Annotated in this window: 21 protein-coding genes; 6 read left to right on the top strand and 15 right to left on the bottom strand. The window is 69.3% G+C overall.

The features are described from left to right. Positions 1-11 precede the first annotated feature (11 nt). Positions 12-932: an AEC family transporter gene (locus tag OG504_RS21530; protein WP_405991295.1), complete on the top strand. Its 921-nt coding sequence runs from the start codon at positions 12-14 to the stop codon at positions 930-932. A 210-nt stretch (positions 933-1,142) separates the two neighbouring features. On the opposite strand, the gene OG504_RS21535 is transcribed toward OG504_RS21530, so the two are convergent. From OG504_RS21535 to OG504_RS21570, 8 genes are all read right to left on the bottom strand, one after another. Beyond that, positions 1,143-2,435: a thymidine phosphorylase gene (locus OG504_RS21535; RefSeq protein WP_405991296.1), complete on the bottom strand. Its 1,293-nt coding sequence runs from the start codon at positions 2,433-2,435 to the stop codon at positions 1,143-1,145. An 82-nt stretch (positions 2,436-2,517) separates the two neighbouring features. Then, entirely contained in the window at positions 2,518-2,928 is a 411-nt protein-coding gene (locus OG504_RS21540) for a cytidine deaminase (protein ID WP_033280204.1), read from the bottom strand. Then, the gene (locus tag OG504_RS21545) at positions 2,925-4,187 is read right to left on the bottom strand and encodes an ABC transporter permease (RefSeq protein WP_405991297.1); all 1,263 of its coding nucleotides are present in this window, start codon (positions 4,185-4,187) and stop codon (positions 2,925-2,927) included. The genes OG504_RS21540 and OG504_RS21545 overlap by 4 nt, the downstream gene beginning before the upstream one ends. Next, complete coding sequence (locus tag OG504_RS21550; protein WP_405991298.1) at positions 4,184-5,311, bottom strand: ABC transporter permease; 1,128 nt, start codon at positions 5,309-5,311, stop codon at positions 4,184-4,186. The genes OG504_RS21545 and OG504_RS21550 overlap by 4 nt, the downstream gene beginning before the upstream one ends. Beyond that, positions 5,308-6,993, bottom strand: coding sequence for an ABC transporter ATP-binding protein (locus OG504_RS21555; protein WP_405996395.1), 1,686 nt, complete (start codon positions 6,991-6,993; stop codon positions 5,308-5,310). Before OG504_RS21555 ends, OG504_RS21550 begins: the two co-directional genes overlap by 4 nt. A gap of 266 nt (positions 6,994-7,259) precedes the next feature. After that, the gene (locus OG504_RS21560) at positions 7,260-8,318 is read right to left on the bottom strand and encodes a BMP family protein (RefSeq protein ID WP_405991299.1); all 1,059 of its coding nucleotides are present in this window, start codon (positions 8,316-8,318) and stop codon (positions 7,260-7,262) included. Between the two features lie 228 nt (positions 8,319-8,546). Further along, the gene (locus tag OG504_RS21565) at positions 8,547-9,587 is read right to left on the bottom strand and encodes a BMP family protein (RefSeq protein ID WP_405996396.1); all 1,041 of its coding nucleotides are present in this window, start codon (positions 9,585-9,587) and stop codon (positions 8,547-8,549) included. Positions 9,588-9,863: 276 nt separating this feature from the next. Beyond that, complete coding sequence (locus OG504_RS21570) at positions 9,864-11,093, bottom strand: amidohydrolase (RefSeq protein WP_405991300.1); 1,230 nt, start codon at positions 11,091-11,093, stop codon at positions 9,864-9,866. Between the two features lie 298 nt (positions 11,094-11,391). Between OG504_RS21570 and OG504_RS21575 the strand changes: the two genes are divergently transcribed. After that, positions 11,392-12,069 carry a class I SAM-dependent DNA methyltransferase gene (locus OG504_RS21575; RefSeq protein ID WP_405991301.1) on the top strand — a complete coding sequence of 226 codons (678 nt, stop codon included), beginning with the start codon at positions 11,392-11,394 and terminating at the stop codon, positions 12,067-12,069. Here OG504_RS21575 and OG504_RS21580 read toward each other — a convergent pair. Genes OG504_RS21580 through OG504_RS21600 form a run of 5 tightly spaced genes read right to left on the bottom strand, consistent with a single transcriptional unit; the run spans position 12,045 to position 17,593 of the window. Further along, positions 12,045-12,803: a hypothetical protein gene (locus tag OG504_RS21580; RefSeq protein ID WP_405991302.1), complete on the bottom strand. Its 759-nt coding sequence runs from the start codon at positions 12,801-12,803 to the stop codon at positions 12,045-12,047. The two genes, OG504_RS21575 and OG504_RS21580, sit on opposite strands and share 25 nt — an antisense overlap. Before the next feature lie 37 nt (positions 12,804-12,840). Continuing rightward, a complete protein-coding gene (locus OG504_RS21585) occupies positions 12,841-13,929 on the bottom strand; it encodes a hypothetical protein (RefSeq protein ID WP_405991303.1) in 1,089 nt (362 codons plus the stop codon). Between the two features lie 48 nt (positions 13,930-13,977). Beyond that, positions 13,978-14,916, bottom strand: a complete 939-nt coding sequence (locus OG504_RS21590; RefSeq protein WP_390157717.1) for an N-acetylneuraminate synthase family protein — start codon at positions 14,914-14,916, stop codon at positions 13,978-13,980. Between the two features lie 14 nt (positions 14,917-14,930). Then, positions 14,931-16,232: a cytidylyltransferase domain-containing protein gene (locus OG504_RS21595; RefSeq protein WP_405991304.1), complete on the bottom strand. Its 1,302-nt coding sequence runs from the start codon at positions 16,230-16,232 to the stop codon at positions 14,931-14,933. A gap of 32 nt (positions 16,233-16,264) precedes the next feature. Beyond that, positions 16,265-17,593: a DUF6716 putative glycosyltransferase gene (locus OG504_RS21600; RefSeq protein ID WP_405991305.1), complete on the bottom strand. Its 1,329-nt coding sequence runs from the start codon at positions 17,591-17,593 to the stop codon at positions 16,265-16,267. A 198-nt stretch (positions 17,594-17,791) separates the two neighbouring features. Between OG504_RS21600 and OG504_RS21605 the strand changes: the two genes are divergently transcribed. The 3 genes from OG504_RS21605 (at position 17,792) to OG504_RS21615 (ending at position 21,431) form a co-directional block, all read left to right on the top strand. After that, positions 17,792-18,772, top strand: coding sequence for a glycosyltransferase family 2 protein (locus OG504_RS21605; protein ID WP_398992379.1), 981 nt, complete (start codon positions 17,792-17,794; stop codon positions 18,770-18,772). Continuing rightward, positions 18,772-20,112: an alpha-2,8-polysialyltransferase family protein gene (locus OG504_RS21610; protein ID WP_405991306.1), complete on the top strand. Its 1,341-nt coding sequence runs from the start codon at positions 18,772-18,774 to the stop codon at positions 20,110-20,112. Before OG504_RS21605 ends, OG504_RS21610 begins: the two co-directional genes overlap by 1 nt. 143 nt (positions 20,113-20,255) lie before the next feature. Continuing rightward, positions 20,256-21,431 carry an acyltransferase family protein gene (locus tag OG504_RS21615; protein ID WP_405991307.1) on the top strand — a complete coding sequence of 392 codons (1,176 nt, stop codon included), beginning with the start codon at positions 20,256-20,258 and terminating at the stop codon, positions 21,429-21,431. 65 nt (positions 21,432-21,496) lie between these two features. On the opposite strand, the gene OG504_RS21620 is transcribed toward OG504_RS21615, so the two are convergent. Further along, positions 21,497-22,846 (bottom strand): polysialyltransferase family glycosyltransferase, encoded by a 1,350-nt coding sequence (locus OG504_RS21620; RefSeq protein ID WP_405991308.1) that lies wholly within the window; start codon positions 22,844-22,846, stop codon positions 21,497-21,499. Beyond that, entirely contained in the window at positions 22,843-23,829 is a 987-nt protein-coding gene (locus OG504_RS21625) for a glycosyltransferase family 2 protein (RefSeq protein WP_405991309.1), read from the bottom strand. Before OG504_RS21625 ends, OG504_RS21620 begins: the two co-directional genes overlap by 4 nt. Before the next feature lie 204 nt (positions 23,830-24,033). Between OG504_RS21625 and OG504_RS21630 the strand changes: the two genes are divergently transcribed. After that, positions 24,034-24,999, top strand: a complete 966-nt coding sequence (locus tag OG504_RS21630; RefSeq protein WP_405991310.1) for a helix-turn-helix domain-containing protein — start codon at positions 24,034-24,036, stop codon at positions 24,997-24,999. Positions 25,000-25,014 lie beyond the last annotated feature (15 nt).

The following is a 25,014-nucleotide window of genomic DNA, read 5'->3' on the forward strand; positions in this document are numbered from 1 at the left end:
GAGGGGGTGCCGTGCAAGGGGTGCTGACCGGGTTCGCGGTCATCGGTGTGGTCATCGCGGTCGGCTATCTGATCGCGCTGCGCGGTTCTCTCGGCGAACACGGGCGGGACGTCCTGACCAAGCTGGCCTTCAATGTCGCGTCCCCGGCCCTGCTGTTCACGACCCTCGCGCGGGCCGACCTGTCGGTGATCTTCTCCAGCGGGCTGCTCGTGACGATGCTCAGCACGGCGGCGGTGGCGGGTGTGTTCGTGGCGGTGGGGGTCGTACGGGGATGGGGTGTCGGCCGTACGACGATCGGGGCGCTCTCGTCGAGTTACGTCAACTCCGGGAACCTCGGGATCCCGATCTCGGTGTACGTCCTGGGCAATGCCTCGCTCGTGGCGCCGGTGATGTTGTTCCAGCTGGTGGTGGTGAGCCCGCTGGCGTTGACGGTCCTCGATCTGTCGGGCGCGGGTGAGAAGGGGCCGTTGTGGCTACGGCTGCTGACGCCGCTGCGGAATCCGGTCGCGGTGGGGTCGCTCGCGGGGGTCGCGGTGGCGGCGAGCCGGGTTCATGTCCCGAACCCGGTGATGGAACCGCTCACGCTGATCGGGAACATGGCTGTACCGGCGGTTCTGATCGGGTTCGGGATTTCCCTGCGGGGAAGCAAGATGCCGGGGCGGGGTGAGGATCGTCAACCGGTGTTGCTGTCAGTCGCGTTGAAGGTCGTCGGGCAGCCGGTGATCGCGTGGGCCTTGGCGGGGGCGGTGTTCGGCATTCACGGGGCGGCGTTGCTCGACGTGGTCGTGACCTCGGCGCTGCCCGCCGCGCAGAACCTGTACACGTACGCGAGTCGGTACCGGGTGGGTGAGGGACTGGCCCGGGACTCGATCCTGCTGTCCACGGTGTTGTCGGTACCGGTGTTGGTGGGGATCGCTGCGCTGCTCGGGTAGGTGCGGTTGTTGTTTGTCCGCGGGCGCGTCGTGGCTGACCGCGCCCACACGGCGGAGCCGCACATTGCCACAGCCCCGCGCCCCTAAAAAAACGCAGGATGCCGGGATCTGGAAGCTCAGCCCCCTCCCCGCGCCCCCTCAAGCCAAACAAAAGGGGCCGGAACCCTCGAAGTCCCAGCCCCTCCCCCATGACCAACTACCAACCACCGATCAGGCGATACGCTCCAGCACCACCGGTGAAGCCGTGAACTTGGTTCCCTCGGTGCCGATGTCGTAGGAACCCTTCACCGCCTCCAGCGCGTACTCGAAGCGCTCCGGGGTGTCCGTGTGCAGGGTCAGCAAGGGCTGGCCCGCGGTCACCGTGTCGCCCGGCTTGGCGTGCATTTCCACTCCCGCGCCTGCCTGGACCGGGTCCTCCTTGCGGGCGCGGCCCGCGCCGAGGCGCCAAGCCGCGATGCCGATGTCGTAGGCGTCGAGGCGGGTCAGGATGCCCGACGTCGAAGCCGTCACCACGTGCTGCTCACGCGCCACCGGCAACTCCGCGTCCGGGTCGCCGCCCTGCGCCGCGATCATCCGGCGCCAGACGTCCATCGCGGACCCGTCGGCCAGGGCCTTCGCCGGGTCGGCGTCCTGCACGCCGGCCGCGTCGAGCATCTCCCGGGCCAGGGCGATCGTCAGTTCCACGACGTCCGAGGGGCCGCCGCCTGCCAGGACCTCTACCGACTCCCTAACCTCCAGCGCATTACCCGCCGTCAGGCCGAGCGGGGTGCTCATGTCCGTCAGGAGCGCCACCGTCCGGACGCCGTGGTCCGTGCCCAGGCCCACCATCGTGGAGGCCAACTCACGCGCGTCCTCGATCGTCTTCATGAACGCGCCCGTGCCGACCTTCACGTCCAGGACCAGGGAGCCCGTGCCCTCCGCGATCTTCTTCGACATGATCGAGGAAGCGATCAGGGGGATGGCCTCCACCGTTCCCGTCACGTCCCGCAGCGCGTACAGCTTCTTGTCCGCCGGAGCCAGGCCGTCGCCCGCCGCGCAGATCACCGCGCCCGTGGTCTCCAGGACCGACAGCATCTCCTCATTGGAGAGCAGGGCCCGCCAGCCGGGGATCGACTCCAGCTTGTCCAAGGTGCCGCCGGTGTGGCCGAGGCCTCGGCCAGAAAGCTGAGGGACCGCCGCGCCGCAGGCCGCGACCAGGGGGGCCAGCGGGAGCGTGATCTTGTCGCCCACACCACCCGTCGAGTGCTTGTCGGCCGTCGGGCGGGACAGGGACGAGAAGTCCATGCGCTCGCCGGAGGCGATCATCGCGGCGGTCCAGGTGGCGATCTCGCGGCGGTTCATGCCGTTGAGGAGGATCGCCATGTTGAGGGCGGCCATCTGGTAGTCGGCCACCTCCCCGCGGGTGTACGCGTCGATGACCCAGTCGATCTGCTCGTCGCTCAGTTCACCGCGGTCCCGCTTGGTGCGGATGACGGAGATGGCATCCATCGAGACTTGCGCCATGGCTTGGCTTTCCTTCCGAACGTTCAGAAAATGCGCGGCCCCGCTGAGGGAGATGGACCAACTCAGCGGGGCCGCACGGGAGTTACCTGGTGAGATGGTCCGGCCCGAAGGCCTGCGGAAGCATCTCCGAGAGCGGCAGGATGCCCGCCGGTGTCTCCACCAGCAGGCCGGGGCCGCCGAACTCGTACAGCAGCTGGCGGCACCGACCGCACGGGACGAGGATGTCGCCCTTGCCGTCGACGCACGTGAAGTGCGTCAGCCGGCCGCCGCCGGTGCGCTGGAGGTTGGACACCAGCCCGCACTCCGCGCACAGGCCGAGGCCGTACGACGCGTTCTCCACGTTGCAGCCGGAGACCGTGCGGCCGTCGTCGACCCGGGCGGCGACCCCTACGGGATAGCCCGAGTACGGCGCGTACGCGTGGGACATCGCCTCCCGCGCCTCGGCGCGCAGTTCGTCCCAGTCCACGGCCAACTCGGCGGCGGGCGAGGTCACTTGCCCTGTCCCTTCCGGTACGGCAGGCCGTCTGCCTTCGGCATCCGCAGGTGCTGCGCGGAGAGCGAGAGCACCAGCAGGGTGACGATGTAGGGGCTGGCGCCGACCAGTTGGGTCGGGACGTCGTCCGTGGTGGCGTACCAGACGAACATCAGCGCGCCGAGGACGGCGGTGACGACGGCGGGGATGTACCGCTTCTTCCAGACCATGTACGCGCAGCCCGCGACCAGCAGGAAGCCGAGCAGCAGGATCAGCGCGTGCACGTTGGTGGAGCCGCCGCGCAGATTGAGGCTGTCGGTGTACCCGAACAGGCCCGCGCCGAGGGCGAGTCCGCCCGGCATCCAGTTGCCGAAGATCATCGAGGCGAGGCCGATGTAGCCGCGGCCGCCGGTCTGGCCGTCGAGGTAGACGTTGGACGCGACGATCGACAGGAAGGCGCCGCCGAGGCCGGCGAAGCCGCCGGAGATGATCACGGCGATGTACTTGTACTTGTAGACGTTGACACCGAGGGACTCGGCGGCCACCGGGTTCTCGCCGCAGGAGCGCAGCCGCAGGCCGAAGGCCGTGCGCCACAGGACCCACCAGGTGACCGGTACGAGGGCCACCGCGATGACGGTGAGCGGGGAGAGGTCGGTGATCAGACCGCCGATGAGGCCCGCGATGTCCGAGATCAGGAACCAGTGCTTCTCGTTGAGCGTGTCCAGCCAGCTCGACAGTCCCGGGACGTCGAAGGTGCCGAGCGAGTCGATCGGCGGGGACTGCTTGGCGGAGCCCTGCTCGGTGTTGGCGAAGGTGAACTTCGAGAGGTAGCGGGTGGTACCCAGCGCCAGGATGTTGATGGCGACACCGGAGACGATGTGGTTGACGTTGAACGTCACCGTGGCGATCGCGTGCAGCAGTGCGCCGAGGCAGCCGCCGATGATGCCGAAGACGATGCCGACCCACGGGCCCCACTGGTAGCCGGCCCAGGCGCCGAACCAGGTGCCGAGGATCATCATTCCTTCGAGGCCGATGTTGACGACGCCCGCGCGCTCGGCCCAGAGGCCGCCGAGACCGGCGAGGCCGATCGGCACGGCCGCGCGCAGGGCCGTGGACATCTGGCCGGTGGAGGTGATGCCGTCCGCGCCGGTGATCACGCGGACCAGCGAGGTGAGGATCAGGGCGCCCGCGATGATCAGCAGGAGCACGGGGAGCGAGAAACGGCGGCCGCCCTTGCCGGGCTGCTGCGCCTGCGGCTTGGCGATGGTCGCGGTACTCATCGGGCCGCCACCTCCTTCTTCTCGGAGTTGTTGCGGGCGGCCGCGGCGAGTTCCTCGCCGACGCGCTTCTGCTGGCGGCGCAGGCCCCAGGTGCGGACGACCTCGTACGAGATGACGACCGCGAAGACGATCAGGCCCTGCATGATCGTGGCGATCTCCTTCTGGTACGCGACCGGGGTCGCGTAGTCCAGGGCGGGGGACGCCTTGTCGAGGAAGGCCCAGAGGAGGGCCGCGAGGGCGATGCCGCCCGGGTTGTTGCGGCCGAGGAGGGCGATGCCGATCGCGGTGAAGCCCAGGCCCTCGGGGAAGGTGAGGCTGTAGGTGTGGCTGTCGCCGAGCAGCAGCGGCAGACCGGCGAGGCCCGCGACACCGCCGGAGATCAGCATCGCGGTGAGCGTCATGCGCTTGGCGTCGACACCGGACGCCGCGGCGGCGGACTCGGACTCGCCGGTGGCGCGCAGGTCGAAGCCGAAGCGGGTGCGGTTGAGGACGAGCCAGTACAGGACGCCCATGATCACGGCGAGGAAGACCAGGCCGTAGATCTCGCCGACGTCCGAGCCCAGGTCGATGCCCGGGATCCAGCCGGACTTCTTCATGATGCCGGTCGTCATGTTGTTGCCGACCTGCACGCCCCAGGTGTTGGTCTGCGTGAGGTAGAGGATCAGGCTGGTGGCGATCGCGTTCAGCATGATCGTCGCGACGACCTCGCTGACCCCGCGGGTGACCTTGAGGACACCGGCGATACCGGCCCAGAAGGCGCCGGTGAGGACGGCGACCAGGAGCAGCAGCGGCACCTGGAGGACGGCCGGCAGGCCCACGTGCGCGCCGACGACCGCGGTCATCACGGCGCCGAGGCGGTACTGGCCGTCGACGCCGATGTTGAACAGGTTCATCCGGAAGCCGAGGGCGACCGCCAGGGCGGCGATGTAGTACATCGACGCCTGGTTGATGATCAGCACCTGGACGTCGGAGTACCCGATCTGCTGGAGCATCAGGTGGTACGGCTCGATCGGGTTCTTGCCCGAGGCGAGCAGCACGACCGAGGTCAGCAGGATCGCCGCGACAAGCGCCATGACCGGTCCGGCCACGGCGAGGAGCACGCGCTCCTTGTCGAACTTCTTCATCGGGCCTCGTCCTCCGGGGCGGCGGTGTCGTCCGCGTTTTCTACGGTGCTGTCCGCGCCGTTTCCTACGGTGCTCTCCGCGCCGTCTGCTTCTTCCTCGACGTGTTCGAGGTGACCGGACGCGGCGCCGGTCATGGCCGAGCCGAGTTCCTCGGGGGTGACGGTGGCCGGGTCGGCGTCGGCGACCAGCCTGCCGTCGTAGATCACGCGCAGGGTGTCCGACAGGCCGATCAGCTCGTCCAGGTCGGCGGAGATCAGCAGCACGGCCAGGCCGTCGCGGCGGGCCTCACGGATCTGGTCCCAGATCGCGGCCTGCGCGCCGACGTCCACACCGCGGGTGGGGTGGGCGGCGATCAGGAACTTCGGCTTGTGGCTCATCTCGCGGCCGACGATCAGCTTCTGCTGGTTGCCGCCGGAGAGGGAGGCGGCGGTGACGTCGATGCCGGGGGTGCGGACGTCGTACTCCTCGACGATCCGGCGGGTGTCGGCCTGGGCTCCCTTGATGTCCAGCCAGACGCCCTTGGAGTTGGGCTTCTCGGTGACGTGGCCGAGGATGCGGTTCTCCCAGAGCGGGGCTTCCAGGAGGAGGCCGTGGCGGTGGCGGTCCTCGGGGATGTAGCCGATGCCCTTCTCGCGGCGCTTGCGGGTGGCCCACGGCGTGATGTCGTCGCCGAGGAAGCCGATCGTGCCGGAGTCGGCGTTCTTCAGGCCGATCAGCGCGTCGATGAGCTCGGTCTGGCCGTTGCCCTCGACGCCTGCGATGCCCATGACCTCACCGGCGTGGATGGTGAAGGTGACGTCGTCCAGGACGCGCTTGGCGGCGCCGCCCGGGGTGGCGAGGTCACCGAGCAGTCCACCGGCCGCGGGCTCGGACTCGGCGCCCAGGGAGGCACCGCCCGCGGCGTAGACGGTGAGGCCCTTGACCTCGATGACGGGCTGGTCGGTGACCGTGGACTCCGCCGTCTCGGGGGTGGGGAGTTCGCTGCCGACCATCATCTCGGCGAGCTGGCGGGGGGTCGTCGCGGAGGGGACGGCGGTCCCGACCGTCGTACCCCTGCGAATGACGGTGATCTCGTCGGCGACCGAGAGGACCTCGCCGAGCTTGTGGGAGATGAAGATGACCGCGAGGCCCTCGGACTTCAGCTCGCGCAGGTTGCTGAAGAGGGCGTCGACCTCCTGCGGCACCAGGACGGCGGTGGGCTCGTCCAGGATCAGGGTGCGGGCGCCGCGGTAGAGGACCTTGAGGATCTCGACGCGCTGACGCTCGGCGACACCGAGGCTCTCGACGAGAAGGTCCGGGCGGACGTTCAGGCCGTAGCGGTCGGAGATCTCCTTGATCTTCTTGCGGGCGCCGCCGCCGATGCCGTGCAGCTTCTCGCTGCCCAGGACGACGTTCTCCAGGACGGTGAGGTTGTCGGCGAGCATGAAGTGCTGGTGGACCATGCCGATGCCGCGGGCGATGGCGTCGGCGGGGGACGAGAAGGTGACGAGCTCGCCGTCGACGGCGATGGTGCCCTCGTCCGGCTTCTGCATGCCGTAGAGGATCTTCATCAGGGTCGACTTGCCGGCGCCGTTCTCGCCGACGAGGGCGTGCACGGTGCCTTTTCGGACACTGAAGCGGATGTCGCTGTTGGCGACGACACCCGGGAACCGCTTGGTGATCCCCACCAGCTCGACCGCGATCGTCGACTGATCGCCGAGTGGAGGGTTGCTGGACGCGTCGATGGCGAACTCTCCTCATGGAAAGGGGCCTCTCTACGCGCGTAGCGCCCCTGCTTTAAATAGTGCCCGGACCCGACCGGCTTTGTGTCGCACCCGATCCGTTCCGAGCATTCTGCCGCGCGAACGGGGCGCGAGGAGACATCCTCCCCACACCCCGTTCCGTGGCCGTAACGCTGTCATTACAGCGCTCTTTTGGCCATGGTCGTGACTGGCCTAGAACCAACGGTTCAGGAGGTCTTGACCTTGATCGAGCCGTCCTTGATGCCCGCCTCGGCCTTCGCGAGGGCGGCCTGCAGGGTGGCGTTGTTCTTGAAGGTCGGGTTCGAGTCGGCCAGGCCGACCGCGCCGTTGCTCAGCGAGCCGCGGATCTCGCCGCTCAGCGGCTTCTTGTCCTTGATGACGGACTTGGAGAGGTCGTACACCGCGCCCGCGACGTTCTTCAGCGCCGAGGTGAGGATGTACGGCTTGTACTTGGCCAGCGCGGCCTGGTTGTACTGGTCGGAGTCGACACCGATCGCCCACACCTTGTGCGCGGCGGCGGCCTTGATGACGCCCTGGCCGGAGAGACCGGCGGCCGCGTAGACGACGTCCGCGCCGGCCTCGATCTGACCCTCGGCGGCGGCCTCGCCCTTGTCGGGGCTGGAGAAGCCACCCTGCGCGGCGGTCTGGGTCAGGTACTGCGCCTTGACCGTGACGCCCTTCTTGGTGTCCTTGACGCCCTGCTCGAAGCCCGCCTCGAACTTGTGGATCAGGGGCACGTCCACGCCGCCGATGAAGCCGACCGTGTTCGACTTCGTGGTCAGCGCGGCGGTGACGCCGGCCAGGTACGAGGACTGCTCCTCGTGGAAGACCATGTCGGCGACGTTGGCGGCCGTGATGGTGTTGTCGTCGATGATGCCGAAGGTGATCTTCGGGAACTTCGCGGCGGCTTCCTTGACGGCGGGGGCGTAGGCGAAGCCGACACCGATCACCGGGTTGTAGCCGGACCTGGCGAGGGTCTCCAGGCGCTGCACCTTGTCCGCGTCGGACTCGTTGTCCTGCGGCTCGACGTCGCGGCCGCTGACGCCGAAGTCCTTCTCGGCCTTCACCAGACCGGCGTAGGCGGCGTCGTTGAAGGACTGGTCACCCTTGCCGCCGACGTCGTAGGCAAGACCAATACCCTTGGACGTGCCGGAACTGCTGCTGCTGGAGCTGGACTCGCTGGACGAGCTGCCGCAGGCGGAGACGGTTACTGCAAGAGCTGCGGTTGCAACGCCTGCAACCGCGATTCGGGACACCCGGCGCATGGAACGAGACTCCTTCGTGCAAGCGCCCAAACCAGGCGCTGGTTCCGCCGCAGCGTAACGCGCGTAGACCAGACGGAAAACCCCATCTGTCCGGTCCGTTATAGAGCTGTGGCCACAGATGGTGGCCAGCGTACGGACAGCCAGGCGCCCCTTGCGGGAGGCAAGGGGCGCCTGGCTGCAACGATGCCCGGAGGGCCTAGTCGAAGACCCTCGTCATAGAGCGTCGTACTACTTCGTGTTGACGGTGATCTTGCCCGAGACGATGTCCGCCTTCGCCTTGTCCACCGCCGCCACGGCGGCGGTCATCGCCTTGTACTTCGGGTTGGTGTCGGAGAAGCCGACGCCGTCGTTGTCGAGGCCGTAGCGGATCACGCCGGTCTTGGGCTTGCCCTCGTAGACCGACTTCACCAGGTCGTACACGGCGCCGCCGACGTTCTTCAGGGCCGAGCCGAGGATGGCGTCCTTGTACTTGGCGAGCGCCTTCTGGTTGTACTGGTCGGAGTCCACGCCGATGGCCCACACGCCCTTGGCGGAGGCCTCGGAGATGACGCCCTGGCCGGAGAGACCGGCGGCGGCGTACAGCACGTCCGCGCCCGCGTCGATCTGGCCGCTCGCCGCGTCCTTGCCCTTGTCGGGGCTGGAGAAGCCGCCCTGCGCAGCTGTCTGCGTCAGGTACTGCGACTCGATCTTGATGCTCGGGTTGACGGACTTGGCGCCCTGGTCGAAGCCGGCCTCAAACTTGTGGATGAGCGGGACGTCCACGCCGCCGATGAAGCCGATGTGGTTCTTCTTGGTCGCCTTGGCCGCGGCGACGCCCGCCAGGTACGAGGACTGCTCCTCGTGGAAGACGAGGTCGGCCACGTTGGCGGCCTTGTCCTGCTCGTCGTCGATGATGCCGAAGGTGATGTTCGGGAACTTCGCCGCGGCCTCCTTGACGGCCGGCGCGTAGGCGAAGCCGACACCGATCACCGGGTTGTAGCCGGCCGTGGCCAGGCTCTCCAGGCGCTGCACCTTGTCCGCGTCGGACTCGTTGTCCTGCGGCTCGATGTCGCGGCCGGTGAGCTTGAACTCCTTCTCGGCCTTCTGGAAACCGGCGTACGCGGCGTCGTTGAAGGACTGGTCGCCCTTGCCGCCGACGTCGTAGGCGAGGCCGATGCCCTTGCCGGTGTACTTGCCGGACGAGGACGAGGAGCTGTCGCTCGCCTTGTCGGCGTCCTTGCTGGAGCTACCGCACGCGGTGGCCGCGAGGGCGATGACCGTGACGGCCACCGCTGCTTGGGAGAACTTCGTCCTCCGAGTTGTCTGACGCACAGCAAGCACTCCTTCGTCCTCACGGCACCGTCACCGGACCGCTTCCCCAAGCCGCCGCCTCTGTGGCGATTTCCGCGCACAGTAACGCGCGTAGACGAGGAGGGGAACGGGGTTTCTCCTTGCCGTTACCGGATCGTGCCGCCGCCGCGTTACGTTCACGCGCCGGTGGTTACACCCGGGTGACACAAGGGGACGTAGGGGTACCGAACGGGCACCCCTACGCCCCCGCCGCGCTCAGATCGCGCCGTCGATCAGTGCCGCCGCGGTGAACAGCTCCACGCCGACCGTGATCGCGGACTCGTCGGCGTCGAAGTCGCCCTGGTGGAGGTCCCGTACGGTCCGCTCCCCCGGGGTCCGCACGCCGAGCCGGGCCATGGCGCCGGGCACGTGCTCCAGGTACCAGGAGAAGTCCTCGCCGCCCAGGCTCTGTTCGGTGTCCTCGACGGAGAGCGGGCCGCGGCGCGCGGTCATGGCGTCCCGCAGCAGCTCGGTGACGAGCGCGTCGTTGACGACGGGCGGGACCCCGCGCACATAGGTGATCGCGGACTTGGCCCGGTGCAGCCCGGCGACCTCGTCGATGGCCGCGTGCACGATGTCGGGCGCCTGCCGCCAGGCGTCGAGATCGAGACACCGTACGGTGCCGGAGAGCTCGGCGTGCTGCGGGATGACGTTGGGGGCGTGGCCGGATTCGATGCGCCCCCAGGTCACCGACACCCCGCTCCGCGCGTCCATCCGTCGGGCGACGATCACGGGCACGTCGGTCGCGACGCGGGCCGCGGCGGTCACCAGGTCGGTGGTGAGGTGCGGCCGGGCGGTGTGGCCGCCGGGGCCGTCCAGGGAGACCTCCAGCCGGTCGCAGGCGGAGGTGATGGGGCCGATGCGCAGCCCGATCCGCCCGCTGTCGACCTTGGGGTCGCAGTGCACGGCGATGATCCGGCCGACCCCGTCGAGCACCCCGCACTCGATGGCGTCGGTGGCACCGCCGGGCAGGACCTCCTCGGCGGGCTGGAAGAGCAGCCGTACGGCACGGGGCAGGAGTCCCTGCTCGTGCAGCCGGGCCAGCACGAGGCCGGCGCCGAGGACGACGGTGGTGTGCACGTCGTGGCCGCAGGCGTGGGCGCGGTCGGGCACGGTGGAGCGGTACGCGCAGTCACTCTTCGTGTCCGGGATGGGCAGGGCGTCGATGTCGGCGCGCAGCGCGAGCATGGGTACGGCGGTGTCGCGGGGTCCGATGTCACAGACGAGCCCGGTGCCCATGGCGAGGACCCGGGGTTCGAGACCGGCCAGCTCCAGCCGCGCCTTGATCGCCGCGGTGGTCCGGAACTCCTGGTTGCCCAGCTCGGGATGCATGTGCAAGTCCCGCCGGAACGCGACGAGTTCGGCACGCAAGGTCTCCGACAGGGTGCCCGGAAGCACATTCCCGACGGACTCCGCCTCGGACGCTGCCTCGGACTCTGGTGACATCAATTGCTTCACCCTCTGAAGGGTAGGGCGCCCGGGTGGTCAACTGACCCTCGATCAACAAAAGTTCAACCCGTTAGTCGAAGAAAATCTGACCGCCGACCGCATAGCTGTCTTTGGGGATGGGTAAACTCCCCGCTTCTTCTGGGATACCACGCCTCACCAGAGCCCAGCTCGACCCGTCCGCATCTCGGAATCCGTACTGCCGCACAACAGTGCAAACACCGCTACGCAGCGTGAGATTCCCCGCTCCCGCATCCCCTTGCTCCGGACCCGCGCCCCCTTGGTAGGGTCCGCCGACGTGACCGACCCGAACGCGGACGTGACCGCGGACTTCATAGAGGCCACCCGCTCCTCCTACGACGCGATCGCGCCGGCGTACAGCGCCGAGCATCCCGACAGCCTCGTCGAGAGCCCCCTCGACCGCTCACTGCTGACCGCCTTCGCCGACCTGGTCGGTACGGCGGGCGAGGCGCCGGTGGCCGACGTGGGCAGCGGCCCCGGATACGTGACGGCGCGCCTGAACGCCCTCGGCCTCCCGGCCTTCGGCATCGACATCTCGCCTCGCATGGTGGCGCTGGCCCGCGAGGCGCATCCCCAACTCCGGTTCGAGGTGGGCTCGATGACGTCCCTGGACGTACCGGACGGAACGCTGGGCGGTGTCGTGGCGCTCTACTCCACGATCCACATCCCGGACGACCGCCTGCCCGGCGTCTTCGCGGAGTTCCACCGGGCGCTGCGGCCGGGCGGCCACGTCCTGCTCGGTTTCCAGGCCGCCGACGACGAACACCTGCACCTCTCGGAGCGCTACGGCCAGGACATCTCGCTGGACTACTACTTCCGCACTCCGGCCACGGTCGCCTCGTTCCTCACCCAGGCGGGCCTGCCCCTGTACGCCGAGGTCCTCCGCAAGCCCCAGGACGAGGAGAAGCGGCCGCGGGCCTTCATCCTGGCCTACAAGCCCCCGGCGGCGGACTGAGATGTGACGGTGAGCGGCAGCGGTGAACGCACCCCGAGCCGGGCGGCACAGTCGGCGACGGTAGCGGCCAGCCAGCCGACCGCGTCGCAGGACCACTCGGCGAGTTCACCGCTCAGTGTCATGCCGTGCACGGTGACCTCGTCATCCCCGCACATGAACACGTCCTGCTCCAAGTCCCGAAGGCCCAGGGCGAGTTGACGCGCGACGGCCGGGATCAACGGATCCCGGCCACTGCCGATCCGGACGTCCACCGGGGTCCTGGCCGCCGGATCGCGCTCACCGAACCAGGCGACGGTCAGCATCGACGGTACGGCCGCGTAGGCCGGCCGCGCCGCCGGATCGATCCCCCGCACCGGCAGCAGCACCTGCACCGCGGAGAGCCGCACCGTGCCGATCCGCGCCGTCACGTCCTGGGCGCAGCGGAGGAACTGCTGTACGGGGAGCGGCCGTTCGGCTGTCACGGGACCGGCCTCGACCTGGAACCAGGAGACCCGTCCCGTACCGGGCGCGGCCTGCGGAGGACTGGACCCCGCGTCGTTCATAGCCCACAGCCCGGGACCGCCCGCTGCGTGCTCGTCCAGCCAGCCCATCGCGAGTGACCGCTGGTAGAAGAGCTGATACACGTCGTGCTCGGGGTCGTGCCAGGCGTGCGGGGTCAGTTCGCCGTACAGGGCGGCGAAGAGGGTGCCGGCGGTGGGCGGGGTCGTAGGCGCGATTCCTGGTTGTGGTTGCACGCCTTGAGGGTGACAGGACGCCCCCGCCCGGACCGCCCTACGCGGCCGTCACCGCCGACAACCGATGCACATCCCGAGCCGTCCCCGTGACCCCCGACAAAAACCCCTGCGCCCGAGGCGAGGCATTCTCCGTCAGCCACGCCGGGTCGATGTCGCACACCGCGACCCGGACCTCGGTGCCGACCAGCGCCAGCGGCAGCGTATGCACCACCGTCGACGGGAAGCTGAGGATCGTACGGCCGATGGGACCCCGCCTGGCGATCAGCTCCAGCGGGAGGTCCGGGCGGACGATCTCCAGGCCTGTCTCCACCGCCAACCGGTGGAGTTTCTCCGTGCTTTCGCGGCGGTGGGCGAAGTAGCGGGTCGCGCCGTGGGTCTTGGCGAGGACGGCTACGGCCTCCAGGTAGCGGTCGTTGTCGACAACTCCCGTTTCCACCAAGGACGTTCCGACCATGTCCGCGCCCTTGGTGATGCGGGGCGGGCCGAACGTGGCGCGGGTCCAGGCGAATTCGTTCGGGGTGATCGTGACGCCCTCGGGGGTCGTCTCGATCGGCATGGAGGAGAAGATCTCCACCGTGCGGCGGGCGCTCGGGGTCAGGCGGCGGCGGGCCGCCGAGGAGACCGGGGCGAAGATCAGGTCGCGGGGGCCCTGGCGGCCGCCCTTGCGGTGCCAGCGCACCAGGCGTTCGCCGCTGGCGAGCTGTGCGACGAACTCCATCGTCGCGGTGCCGTCGTCGACCACCACCAGCTCGCGTGCCTTGGTGATGGTCAGCAGCAGTTGCACGTAGCGCGAGAACGGGTCTCCCATGACGATCCGGTCCGCCTTGCGCAGCAGCCGGGTCAGGCCGCCGATCGTCTGGAAGGGGGCCAGGGGTCCGCCCCGCGCCTCCTCCCAGCGCACGGTGTGGCCTTCGTCGCGGGCGAGGTCGGCCATGCGGCGCAGCTGGCCGCGGGTCATCGGGTCGGTCGGCGACAGGACCACGAGGGTGAGCCCCCCGCCGGCTGCCGCCTCGGCCCTGGGCGCACGGAGGTGCGCCCACTCCAGCACGTTCAGAAGCTGTACCGGACTCTCCACGAACGCGAGAGTGTGGGGGGTGAGGCCGGCGGTGCCGGCGTGGGGGCTCATTGTCGTACGACCGTCCCGTGACCGTAAGTGGCGCTTAATGGCTCAGACTCAGACCGAGACCGGCTCGCCCGCGGCCGCGGCGATCTCCGCCTCGGCGACCACGCCGTTGACGCGGCGCAGCTTCTTCATCGGGCCCAGCTCCGACTCGTAGACCTTCTTGACGCCGTCGCCGAGGGAGGCCTCGATGGTGCGGATGTCGCGGACGAGGCGGGTCAGGCCCTGCGGCTCGACCGACGCGGCCTGGTCCGAGCCCCACATGGCGCGGTCGAGGGTGATGTGACGCTCGACGAAGGTGGCGCCGAGCGCGACCGCGGCGAGGGTGGTCTGCAGGCCCGTCTCGTGACCGGAGTAGCCGATCGGGACGTTCGGGTACTCGGCCTGGAGGGTGTTGATGACGCGGAGGTTGAGCTCCTCGGCCACCGCCGGGTAGGTCGAAGTGGCGTGGCACATCAGGATGTTGTCGCTGCCGAGGACCTCGACCGCGTGGCGGATCTGCTTCGGGGTCGACATGCCGGTCGAGAGGATGACCGTACGGCCCGTGGCGCGCAGCGAGCGCAGGAGCTCGTCGTCGGTCAGCGACGCGGAGGCGACCTTGTGGGCCGGGACGTCGAACTTCTCCAGGAAGGCGACGGCCTCGGTGTCCCACGGGGAGGCGAACCAGTCGATGTTCTTCGACTTGGCGTACTCGTCGATCTGGCGGTACTCGTCCTCACCGAACTCCACGCGGTGGCGGTAGTCGATGTAGGTCATGCGGCCCCAGGGGGTGTCGCGCTCGATGTCCCACTGGTCGCGCGGGGTGCAGATCTCCGGGGTGCGCTTCTGGAACTTGACGGCGTCGCAGCCTGCCTCGGCGGCGGCGTCGATCAGCTTGAAGGCGTTCTCCAGCTCACCGTTGTGGTTGATGCCGATCTCGCCCACGACGTAGACGGGCTGGCCGGGGCCTGCGGTCTTCGAACCGAACTGGCGCAGACGGGAGTTGATGCTCATGACAGCGGGTTTCCTTACTTGGTGAGGGAATCGAGAGAGGGGCCGAGGATCCAGCTGGCGATCTCTCGGACAGCGCCGTCGCCACCGGCCACGGTGGTGACCGCTCGTGCGGCGCCGCGTACGACGTCGTGGGCGCTCGCGACCGCCACGGGCCAGCCCACGAGGGCGAAGCACGGGAGGTCGTTGACGTCGTTGCCGACGTAGAGCACGCGCTCCGGCGCGATGCCCTGCTCCTCGCACCACTGCTTGAGTGCGAGGTCCTTCCGGTCGATGCCGTGCAGGACCGGGAGTTGGAGCTTCCGGGCCCGGGCGGCGACGACCGGGTTCTGCTCCGAGGACAGGATGAGCATCTTCAGGCCGCTCTTGCGCAGCGCCGCGATGCCGAGTCCGTCTCCGCGGTGCACGGAGACGAACTCCCGTCCGTCGGAATCGATCAGCACCCTGTCGTCGGTCTGGGTGCCGTCGAAGTCGAGTACGACCGCGTCGATGTCGTCGGCGGTCGGGAGCGAGCCGGGGCGGTCCGCGTCGAACAGCGGGGCCAACGCCCTTGCCCTGGCCAGCTCGTGGGGGTCGTCGATCTCCAACACGCGGGCGGGGTCGGTCCGTACGAGTTCCGTGCGGCCGAAGAAGCGGTGGCCGACCTTGCGGAAGCCGACCGCGTCCATGCCGTAGACGGCGCCGGTCTCCAGGAAGTCCTGGGGGCGGTCCTGGCGGCGCGGGCGGAACGACTTGTCGTGGTTGACGCCGTAACCGCCGCTGGCCACCGTCGAGTTGGCGACCTTCGTGGCGCCACCGACCTCTTCGCTGCGGGCGGGTTCGACGACCGCCGTGGCCTCGTCGTCGGCGTCGCGCCACACGAAGCCGTGGAAGGGGGCGACGGTGTGCGCGGTGTCGGCGCCGTTCGCGACGATCGCGTTGACGATGCCGTCGACGTCCTCGCGGACGATGAAGGGGCTGGTGCACTGGACCAGCAGGACGACGTCGACCGCGGAGCCGTGCAGCGCCTCGTGGGCGTCCATGGCGTGCAGGACGGCGGCCTCGGAGGTCGCGGTGTCACCGGCGATGGCGGCGGGGCGCAGCACGACCTCGGCACCGGCCTGGCGGGCGGCGGCGGCGATGGCCTGGTCGTCGGTGGAGACGACCACGTCCGTGACCAGTCGCGACGCCCGGCACTCGCGCACGGCGCGGGCCACCAGCGGCACTCCGCCGACGGGGGCGAGGTTCTTGGCGGGGACGCCCTTGGAGCCGCCGCGCGCGGGGATCACCGCGAGCACCCGGCGCATCGAAGCGCCTTGGCCCGCTTGCGAGTTGGACATGGGCTCTACTCCTTGAGCGGAAGACTCGGCGGTCACAGCTCCCCCATCCGGCGGATGACGGGCGCCACGCGCTGCACGCCGTGGCGGTAGGCGCCGCGCGCGGCCCGGCGGACGATCTGCCGGACGGGGCCCGGCGCCTTGTCCGCTGCGGGGGCGCCGGGCAGCGGGGTGCCGTCGGGGCCGAGGTGGTGGCGGGCGAGGATGCCGGGCAGATAGCCGGGGGCGGTCTCGGGCGTGTAGTACGGGTTCAGGGGGGCCATTTCGTCGCCGGCCAGGAGCTTGGTGATCCGCTCCCGTGCCGCGTCGAAGGCCGTCTCGTACGATCCTCCCCCAGAGGGGGGACCCCCAGCCATGACACCCTGCCGCGCCACCCACTCCGCGTCCGGCGCCGGCTTGTACCCGGCGTCGAGCTGGTCCCAGGAGGCGAGGCACCCGGAGCCCACGAAGTGGTGGTTGCCGAGTCCTTCGCGGATGCCGAGGTCGGTCAGCACGACGGTGGGGATACGGCGGTGCAGGGACTCCAGGGCGGCCGTCGAACTGATGGTCACCAGGAGGTCGGTGCGGTCGAGCACGTCGCCCATGTGCCCGTACACCAGGCTGAAGTTGGCGGGGAGGTCCTTGCCCTGGACCAGCTTCTGGTAGGGCAACTCCTCGATGTGCGTGGTGTGTTCGCCCGGCTTGGAGCGGAGCTTGAGGAGGACCTCGCGGTTGGGGTGGAAACGGGCGTGCTGGATCGCCCTGTTGAGCAGGTAGTCGCGGTCCCGGCGGTTGTCGGGCACCGAGGGCTGCACGGCGAAGACGACCGTGTACGGGTCGCGCTCCCCCTGGTAGGCGTCCCCGCCGAGGAACGGCAGGGCGACCTCGGTGACCGCCGAGGAGTCGGCGCCGACCCCGTCGTAGACCGCCTTGAAACGGTCCGCGTCCTGGCGGGAGTTGGCGAGGACGAGGTCCGCGCCGTGCCGCAGCAGCAGACCGTCGGTGAGCTTCTCGTAGACGACGCCGACATAGCCGGTGACGACCACGGGGCGCTCGGTGCGTCCGTCCCAGGCGCGGGCCAGACCGTGCAGCATCGCCTGGACCCCGCCGCCGACGAGGGAGAGCACGAGGATGTCGTAGGACTCCTTCTCCATGGCGCGCAGGAATTCGACGGCGGTCACCTCGCGGAGGGAGTCGGCGGTGACGCCGACTTCCTTCAGCTGGCGGGCTGTTGGGGTGGCACGACCCCGCAGGAGGTACCCGTCCAAAGAGATGTCCGAATTAGGCGGAGCAATGCGGTTCGCGGTGAGCGAACCCCATTTCCACCGGGTGTCGGAATCCGCGAGGACGGCTACTCGCAGGGTCTGCGTTGCACTTGCTGGCACACCGAAGACGCTAGGAAGCCATTCCGTTGATCGGCCCAACCCGAAGGCAACAAAGGGTTAACAGCACACCGCTGAATGGCGAATCAGGGCGTGGTAGTGCGGTAAAAATTCCTGGTTCACAGGTTCGCCACGTGGCGTTCACCCGACATCAAACCAATGGTAAAGACCGATGACGGAGCGCCCTCTAACGTCATGCGGGTGGTCAAGCTCTCCGTCATCGTGCCGTTCTACAACGTGCAGCAATACGCGCCCGACACCCTGAAGAGCCTGCGTGCGAACACACGGGAGGACTTCGAATTCATCTTCGTCGACGACTGTTCGACCGACGAGACCCCTGACATTCTCGCGCGCGCGGAGCGGGAGCTGCCAGGCGTCGTGCATGTCAGACACAAGAAGAACGGAGGGCTGGCGACCGCCCGCAACACCGGCATCGACAAGGCACGTGGCGAGTATCTGACGTTTCTGGACGGCGACGACTGGCTCGCCCCGGACTACTTCCCGCGCCTGCTGGCCGCCATCGAGGAACTCGGCTGCGACTTCGTGCGCACCGACCACGTGGTGTGCACGGCCAAGGCCCGCTCGATCGCCCGGGTGCCGCAGGGCCGGCGGGGTGTGGTGATGAACCCGCGGGACGCGATCCTGCCCGCCGACCGCTCCACGTCCGTGGACTACGCCTACGCCTGGGCGGGCATCTACCACCGCAGACTGGTCGACCGGGGCCTGCTGCACTTCACCGACGGGCTGCGCACGGCCGAGGACCGGCCGTGGATCTGGAAGCTGCACCGGGAGGCGGAGTCCTTCGCCACGGTGGGGCTGCTCGGGGTGTTCTACCGGCGCGGGGTCGCCTCGTCGCTGACCCAGATCGGGGATGTCCGGCAGCTCGATTTCATTCGTGCGTTCGACCAGGTAATCGAGGAGACGGCGGCTGACCGCGACGCCGATAAACTGCTGCCCAAAGCGGTGCGCACCTATTGCGCGATCATGGCTCATCATCTCGGATCGATCGAGAGGTTCGAACCCGCCGTGGCTCGAAAACTGCGTTCACTGAGTTCTGCCGCGCTGAAGCGCATGCCGCAGGATGTTCTGGCGGAGGTAATGGACTCGATGGACCCCCAGCGCGCGAGCCGGCTGCGGCGCCTGCGCCGCCGTCCCACCTCGGCCCGGACGGTGGCCGCCTGATGCCCCGCACCACCCAGATCCTGTGCGCGTCGACCCTGTACGGCGCCGCGACCCTGGCCGCCGCACTGGACGCCGGGCTCCTCGGCGAGGCCGACCGCAGGCTGCTGCTGATCACCAACAACGCGGCGAACCCGGAGACCACCCCGTCGGTGGACACCATGCCGGGCTTCGACCGGCTCCGGGACCGCTTCGACGACGTGCTGTCGTGGAACGAGACCATCTCCCCCTTCCACCCGAGCGGTTGGAGCCCGCGGGGCGACGACGTCCCGATGTGGGAGCGGTACGTACGGCTGCTGTGGAAGCTGGGCGACGACGAGATCCGGCTCGCCGTGGAGTCCGTCCAGGTCAATCCGTCGCTCGCGCTGTGCCAGCTGTTCACCGGCGCCCCGGTCGACGTCTACGCGGACGGCCTCATAAGTTACGGCCCCACGCGCGACAAGATCGACCCGTTGGTCGGCACCCGCATCGAGCGGCTGCTGCACCTCGATCTCGTCCCGGGCCTCACCCCGCTGCTGCTCACCGAGTTCGGCGTCCCGCCGGAGCTGGTGCCAACGGAGGCCTTCCTCAAGGTACTTGGCGAACTCGCCGAGTCCGAGAGCGAGTTGCCCGCCGTGAAGGGTCAACCGGCCCTGCTGCTCGGCCAGTACCTCGCCGCGCTCGGCATCCTCACCGACCAGCAGGAGGAGGAGCTGCATCTGCGCATGGTGCGCGGCGCCGTGGCCCTCGGTCATCGCGAGCTGGTGTTCAAGCCGCACCCGGTGGCCCCCTCCCGCTGGTCGCGGCTCCTGGAGGACGAGGCGAAGAAGCTGGGTGCTCATCTCACCCTGCTGGACCGGCCGGTGCTCGCCGAGGTCGCCTTCCAGCGGATGCGGCCCGCGCTGGTCGTCGGCTGCTTCTCCACCGCGCTGTTCACCGCGGCCGGCCTGTACGACATCCCGGTCGCGCGGGTCGGCACGGACACCCTGCTGGCCCGGCTCGCGCCCTACCAGAACAGCAACCGGGTGCCGCTGACCATCGTGGACGACGTGCTGCCCGACCTCGCCGACAAGAAGGCGGTGACGGACTGGCGGATGCCGTCGGCGGAGCGCGTGGACGCACTGGCCGGGCTGCTCAAGGCGGTGGGCTTCGCGATGCAGCCCAAGATCTACCCGCGGCTGCGCGCGGACGCCGAGCGCTACCTCTCGGCGCACCTGAACCCGCACACCTGGCGGTACTTCAAACGCCGGCGCCTGACCGCGTTGGCGCTGCCCGGAGCCGTACCGGCGCAACTGTCGTTCATTCCGCGGAATCAGACGGTCCGGCGCATCGCGCGTCGCGCCCGTGCTTTGTCCGGACGTTAGCGTCCATTCAAATTGTTCATCCGGGCGACATGTAGGAGACCCCTGTGTGTCGCCGGTGAATTGCCTCTCATCCGTCGAACGTTCGTAGCGTCACATCGTTCCCCTGCGGAACAGCCATTCGACGTCGGCGAGAAAGGCCCAGGATGAACGCGGTTGACCAGGCCCTGGCACCCACCCTGCGGGGCCAGGACCCTGGGCAGGACCCGGAGCAGCCACCCGTCGCCCCGCCCCGCCCGCCCCGGGAGAACCGGCTGCGCGCCCTGGACGGACTGCGGCTGCTGGCCGCGCTGATGGTGTGCCTGTACCACTTCACCGGCAAGAACGGTGAGGTGGCCTCCTCCTGGCACCAGTCCCCCGGGAAGATGTTCCCGACCCTGTCCGAGGCGGGGACCTACGGCTCGCTCGGCGTGCAGTTCTTCTTCCTCATCAGCGGCTTCGTGATCTGCATGAGCAGCTGGGGCAAGTCGATGGGCGAGTTCTTCCGCTCCCGCATCGCCCGCCTCTACCCGGCGTACTGGGTGGCCCTGATCCTGGTGGGCACCGCGTCGGTGCTGATGCCGGTGGTCGTCAAGCCGCTGCGCTCGGACGAGTTCCTCGTCAACTTCACCATGCTCCAGCAGCCGATGGGCGTGCCCCGCGTCATCGGCGTCGACTGGACGCTCTGGGTGGAGATGCGGTTCTACCTGTTCTTCGCGCTGTTCGTGATCTGGAAGGGCGTCACCTACCGCCGGGTGGTGACCTTCTGCATCCTGTGGACGATGGCCGGCTGCTTCGCCCGGGTCGCCGACAACCCGCTGACGACCGAGCTGGTGATGCGCGACCACGCGCCGTACTTCATCGGCGGCCTCGCCTTCTACCTGATCTACCGCTACGGCAGCGACCTGCTTCTGTGGGGCATCGTGGGGATGTCCTTCCTGCTGGGTCAGCGCTACTCGGTGACGGCACTGTGGCACCCGGGCATGACCGGCGACTTCCATCGCAACCCGCATGTCATCCAGGCGATCGTCTTCGTCGCCTTCGCGGCGGTGGCGGCGGTGGCGCTGGGCTGGACGAGCTGGGCGAACTGGAGCTGGCTGACGCTGGCCGGCGCGCTGACGTACCCGTTCTACCTGATCCACGAGCACCTGGGCTGGTTCGCGATCCGCATCCTGCACCGGGGCTTCGGCCTCGGCCCGTACGAGACGCTCGCGCTGACCGTGCCGGGGCTGCTGTGCCTGGCGTATCTGATGCACCGCTTCGTCGAGAAGCCGTTCGGGCCACGGCTGAAGCGCACGATGTCGCTCCAGTCGAAGCAACTGGCGGCGAGGCTCGGCAAGTAGCCGCACCGAACAACGGGAAGGGCCCCTCGACCGACGCCGGTCGAGGGGCCCTTCCCGTGTGCGTCTCAGGCCTGCGCGGCCCGGATACGGCGCACCACGCGCCGTACGGTCGGGTTCCTGCGCAGCGACTCCGCGCGCACGGCGCTGCCACCGGGCAGGCGCAGGCTCGTCAGGCGGCGCTTCTTGAAGTACTGCGGGTACTCGTCGAGGTGGACGGCGAGCCAGGCCGACACCTCGTCGCGCATCGCGTGGTGCTTCAGGGCCTGCATGCAGTAGCCGACGGCCCGCACCAGCGGCGCCAACTGCTCGGCCAGAGCGCCCAGTTCGAGGGGCTGGCCGACCTTGTCCTTCTCGGCGTCCGGCAGGATCGCGTCGATGACGGTGAGCGGGATGCGGTTGCTGTTCTCGTACGGCGTGATGCGTTCGAGGAGCAGTCCGGTGCCGACGCGGGCGACGGGGATGTCGTAGAGGGCGGCGGCCGTCATCAGGGCCGTGGAGAAGCAGCCGATGACCAACTGCGGGCGGAGGTAGGCGAAGACCGTCTCCGCGAGGACCGGCTCGCGCAACACCGTGAGGCGGACGCCGAGTTGGTCGGCGGTCTGCTCAAGTGACGTGCTGTAGACGGCGGGTGCGCTGGGGTGGGGCTTGAACAGGACGTCCTGGTGGCCCGCCTTCGCCGCGGCGCGCAACATGCGGACGTGCAGCTGCTCCTCCTCGTCCTGGGTGATCAGGTCGATGGCGGAGAGGTACTGGCCGAGCATCACGGCCGTGGGCCGGTTCTCCTGGGGCAGCTTGTCGGCGAGGATCGCGGCGCCCTCCTCGCCGATCTGGGCGAGGACGTCGACGATCGCCTCGTTCGGGACGGGCTGCGGCTCGACCCCGTACTCGGACAGCAGCATCGGCCGCAGCCCGGGTATCAGGTCGAGGTGCAGCACGCGCGCGATGCGGCTGTTCAGGTTGTGCGGGATGCGGTTGCGGGTGGGGCCGTAGCTCATCAGGCCGTCCGCGTACACGTGCACCGGGCTGTCGGCGAAGATGTCGGCGACCGCGCGGGACGGGTTGGCCTGGATGGACTCGCAGGCGATCTCCACGTCCTCGTCACCGAGGTTCCAGGCCAGCCGTACGGCCTTCTCCCACAGGGCGGCGTCCTGGGCGCGCGGGGACCAACCGGCCGGGTGGAAGGGGGAGATGAACTCGTTCCACGAGCGGACCTCGTCGAACTCGGGGCGCAGCTTCTCGAAGCCGGGCATCCGGTCCAGCGGGGTGCCGACCTCGGGCACGGCGGCCGTGTTGCTGACGACCAGGATGCGGCGGTGGGCCGTGCGCGGGCCGAAGAAGCCGGCGCGGATCGCGGCGGTGACGGTCGCGGCGGCGTACTGCGTGGCCGAGAAGAAGATCTGTGTCGTGCCGCTCATGCCGCGACTCCCTTCATGCCACCGCGGATGCGCCGCAGCGTGTGCACGCGTTCCTCGCCCATGCCGACGAGTGCTTCGTTGAGTTCGGTCTCCGTCATCCGGCCGAGCGCCTCGGCGGACATCTGCCGCAGCTTGGCGTGCACGCTGCGCTCGAAGCGGCCCCGGTCCAGGAGCTGGTGGGCGATGACGACGCAGTAGTTGCGCAGCGCCTTCTTCCTCAGTTTCGCAGCTTCGGGGTCGTCGGCGAGTTCGGCGAGGACCAGGTCGAAGGAGCGGAAGAAGTCCAGCTGGCGGACGTCGCCGATCTGGGTCAGCGAACCGGCCAGGCCCCGGCGGTAGAAGACCCCGCGCAGGCTGGCGGCGACGTAGGACTCCGCCTTGCGGTGCAGTTCCCAGATCCAGGGGCGGTCCTCGGCGGTGCGCAGGCCGTCGTGAAAGCGCAGCAGGCCCCGGTCGAGGAGGCGGCGGTGGTAGATGCCGGCCCAGGCGTACGGGTAGTCGACCATCGTCGTGTCGTCGACGGGGAGGATCGAGCTGCGCGGGTCGAGCGGGGTGTGCCGGCGACCCTCCGGGGAGCGCTGGATGGCGCGCTCGACGCCGGTGACGGTGACGTGGTCGGTGCGCACGAAGTCGACGTCGAAGCGCTCGATGACGTCGACGAGGTCGGCCAGGTAGCCGGGCGCGAGCCAGTCGTCGCCGTCGAGGAACGTGAGGTAGCGGCCTTCGGCCTCGTCGATCCCGGTGTTGCGGGCGGTGGCCAGACCGCCGTTCTTCTCGTGCCGGATGACCCTGCTGTTCGGCAGCCGCTTCGTCAGCTCCAGGAGAGCCTCATAGGTCTTGTCCTTGGTCGAGCGGTCCTCGACGAACAGGAACTCGAACTCGTCCCGCGCATTGTTGATCAGGCTGGTCACCGTTTCCGGGACATAGGCCTCGATGTTGTAGCAAGGGACGATCACGGACAGTGTTGGGGGGCGGTTGGTCACGCGTACACCTGGGCTCTCTCCGGGGCGGATTCTTGTGACCGTAGGAGATGTTCGAGCCCGGATATCAACCCTGCCGGGGCCAACAGGTGAACGTGAAGTTACGGGCCGCCCTCCATTTACAAATAGCCGCTCAAAGGCACATCCCGAACGCCTGCTCGACGATCCAACGTTCGAAATGAACGGCTGATCGATCCGGGGGGTCGCGTGATCAGAACGGTGTTCCGGAGCGAAGCCCTGCCACCGGCCGAACGACTGGCCGCCTTCGACGATTTCCTGCACACCCGCGACCCCCCGATGCGCGTGACGAGCACGGCACCGGAACGGTTCCGGGCCACGGCCCGCGCGCGCGACCTCGGCCCGGTCCACATCCTGGAGCTGGCCTGCTCCCCGTCCGTGCTCCGCCGCACGACCCGCCTGATCCACCGCTCCGACCCCGCCGTGTGCGCGGTGGTCTTCCCCCTACGGGGCACCCTCACGGTCTCCCAGACGGGCCACGAGGCCCTCCTGCGCGGCCAGGACTTCACCTTCTACGACAGCTCCCGCCCCCTCCGCCTGCGGATCACGGGCCCGGAGCCGACCACCCTTCTGCGGGTCCACGTCCCCTGGACACTGCTGCCGCTCCCGGCCCGCCGCGCCGACCGCCTGCTCGGGACCCGATTACCCGCCCAGGAAGGACTGGGCGCACTGCTCACCCACTTCCTCACCGACCTGGCCGCCGAGGTGTGCGCCTACCCGGCCGCCGACGAGACCCGGGTGAGCGCGGTCGCCCTGGACCTGCTGGCCGCGACCCTCACCCACCACCTCGACGGCACGCTCGGCCCGCCGCCCGAACCCCGCGACTGCGAGCTGGCCGGGCGGATCGAGGCCTACGTCCTGGAGCACGTGGCCGACCCCGAGCTGACCCCGCGCACGGTCGCCGCCGCCCACCACATCTCCGTCAGCTATCTGCACCGGCTCTTCCGGACCCGCGAGACCACGGTCACCGAGCTGATCCGCCGCGGCCGCCTGGAACGGGCCCGCCGCGACCTCGCCGACCGGCGCCTGCGGGAGACCCCGGTGCACCGCATCGCCGCCCGCTGGGGCTTCCGGGACCACTCGGCCTTCACCCGGGCGTTCCGCACGGCCTACGGCGTACCGCCGCGGGAGTACCGCGAGACCCGTACCGAATGACCGCACACCCAGGGG

Origin of the sequence: Streptomyces sp. NBC_00986 (genome assembly GCF_045162565.1) — a bacterium.
GTDB lineage: Bacteria > Actinomycetota > Actinomycetes > Streptomycetales > Streptomycetaceae > Streptomyces.